A 2122-nucleotide genomic window follows, 5' to 3' on the forward strand; every position below is an offset into this window, starting at 1 on the left:
CCGCCGCCGCAGCCGCCGGAACCGCGCGACGCGGTGATAAGGATCGGCCGGGTGGTGGTGGAGGCCCCGCCGCGCCCCGCGCCCGCCGCGCCCGCCGCGCGCCCGACCCCGGCGCAGGCCGCGCCGCGCGCGGCCCCGGCGCGGCGCTCCGATCTCACCGACTATCTCGGCTGGAGGCGATGATCCATGTCCAACGCGCTCGCCATCGCCGGAGTCACCGCGGTCCTGAAAGACCTGCTCAACGAGGGTCTGATCAATGGCGATCTCGACGCCATCGGCCAGTTCTCGGTGACCTCGCTGCCCCCGGACCGGCTGGCGGCAGCCAATGGCGCGCCGGCCAACCAGCTCAACATCTTCCTGTGGAACGCCACGCGCAATCAGGGCTGGGCCAATGAACGCCTGCCGGCGCGCAACGCCTCGGGGGCGCGCGCCGACAGCCCGTATCTGGCGCTCGACCTGCATTACCTGCTGACCGCCACCGGCGCGGCGGAGCTGAACGCCGAGATCCTGTTCGGCTACGGCATGCAGATCCTGCACGAGACCCCGGTGCTGACCCGCGACGCCATCCGGGCGGCGCTGGCGGCGGGCGGGCCGGTGGATGCCGGGATCCTGCCCCCGGCGCTGCAATTCCTGGTCGCCGCCGACCTCGCCGAACAATTCGAGCAGCTGCGCATCACCCCGGCGCCCATGGACGCCGAGACGATCTCCAACCTCTGGCCCGCCTTCAGCACGCCGCTCCGGGTCTCGGCGCTGTATCAGGTCAGCTGCGTGCTGATCGAAAGCCGCGCGCCGGTGCGCTCGGCGCTGCCGGTGCTGACCATCGGCGGGCGCACCGCGCAGTTGCGCCGCCCGCGCATCGCCGCCATTCGTCGCCTGACCGGCGGGCCGGGCACGCCGCCCCTGACCGGCGCCGCGATCCGCCCCGGCGACTGGATCGCGGTGGACGGCGTGGCGCTGGCCGCCGATCTCATGCGCTTCAACGCCGGCGGCCGGGCGGTGCCCGTGGACCCGGCCAACGCCGCCAATTCACGGGTGGAGGTCGAACTGCCCGCCGACCTGCGCGCCGGGCTTTCCACCGTGCAGATCGAACATCTCTGGCAACCCGAGGCCGGTGCGCCGCGCCTGTGGGAATCCTCCAACGTCTCGTCGCTGGTGGTGGCGCCGGTGATCGACATCGACGCCAACGCCGCCGCGGTGGCCGGGGTCATCGCCGACGGGCTGTTCGACGGCACGGTGACCGTCACGCTGACCCATCCGGTGGGCGCGACGCAGGCCGCGGCGCTGCTGTTCAACAGCCTGCCCGCCGCCGATCCGCCGGTGACGTTTTCGGTGCGGGCGCGCACCCGCGCGGCGGACGGGCTGCAGGTGGTCGCGGATCTCGCCGCCGTGGCGCCGGGGGATTATCTGCTGCGGGTCGAGATCGACGGCGCGCAAAGCGAATTGACCCTGGGCCCCGGCGGGTTCGAGGGCCCGGGCGTGACGCTGGCGGCGGGCCCGTGACCCGCGAGAACGCCATATCCGCGCGCGAGGTCGACGCGCAGGCGCTGCATGTCGCCGAACAGCACGCCATCTGGCTGCTGGGCGGGCGGCGGGACGCGGATCCCGGGCTGAGCGCGGCGCTCGATGCGCTGCCGGGCGCGGCGCTTTGCGACATGATCGCCCGCTTCGCCCTGTCGGCGGACGCCCGCGACGCGCTGCTGATCGCCGCCGCCGTCGAACTGGGGCCGGGCGGCGCGGCGGCGCTGGCGGCGCATCCGCTGAACGTCGCCGGCGCCGCCACCCCGGCGCTGATCGACGCGGCGCTGCCGGGGCTGGCGGCCGAGACGCTCGCCCCCGACGGGCTGCTGCGCCGCGCGGCGCTGCTGGATCTGGCGCCGGGGCCGGGATTTGCCCACCGCCCGCTGGCGCTGGCCGAGACGGCGCTGCATTTCCTGCGCGGCGCGCCCTGCCTCGACGACGGCCTCGCCGCCATTCTCAGCCCGGCTCACGCCGCCGGCGCCGCGCCCGACTGGGCGACGCGGCTGGCGCGCGCGCTGGCGCTGGCGCGCGACCACGCGCCCCAGCCGCTGCTGCATCTGGATGCGCCCGATCCGTGGCTGGCGGCGCGCCAGGCGGCGGGGGC

General features: G+C 75.4%; 3 protein-coding genes. All 3 read left to right on the forward strand.

Annotation, left to right across the window (positions count from 1 at the left end; genetic code table 11):
- A partial coding sequence (locus AC1HC7_RS12985; protein WP_479499085.1) for a hypothetical protein occupies positions 1-183 on the forward strand: 183 nt, incomplete at its 5' end.
- 3 nt (positions 184-186) lie between these two features.
- On the forward strand, positions 187-1500 hold the full coding sequence (locus tag AC1HC7_RS12990) for a Pvc16 family protein (RefSeq protein ID WP_479495214.1): 1314 nt from the start codon (positions 187-189) through the stop codon (positions 1498-1500).
- Positions 1497-2122: hypothetical protein (locus tag AC1HC7_RS12995; protein WP_479499086.1), on the forward strand; the 626-nt coding region annotated here is incomplete at its 3' end. The genes AC1HC7_RS12990 and AC1HC7_RS12995, both read left to right, overlap by 4 nt.

The sequence above is a fragment of the Oceanicella sp. genome (assembly GCF_056449545.1).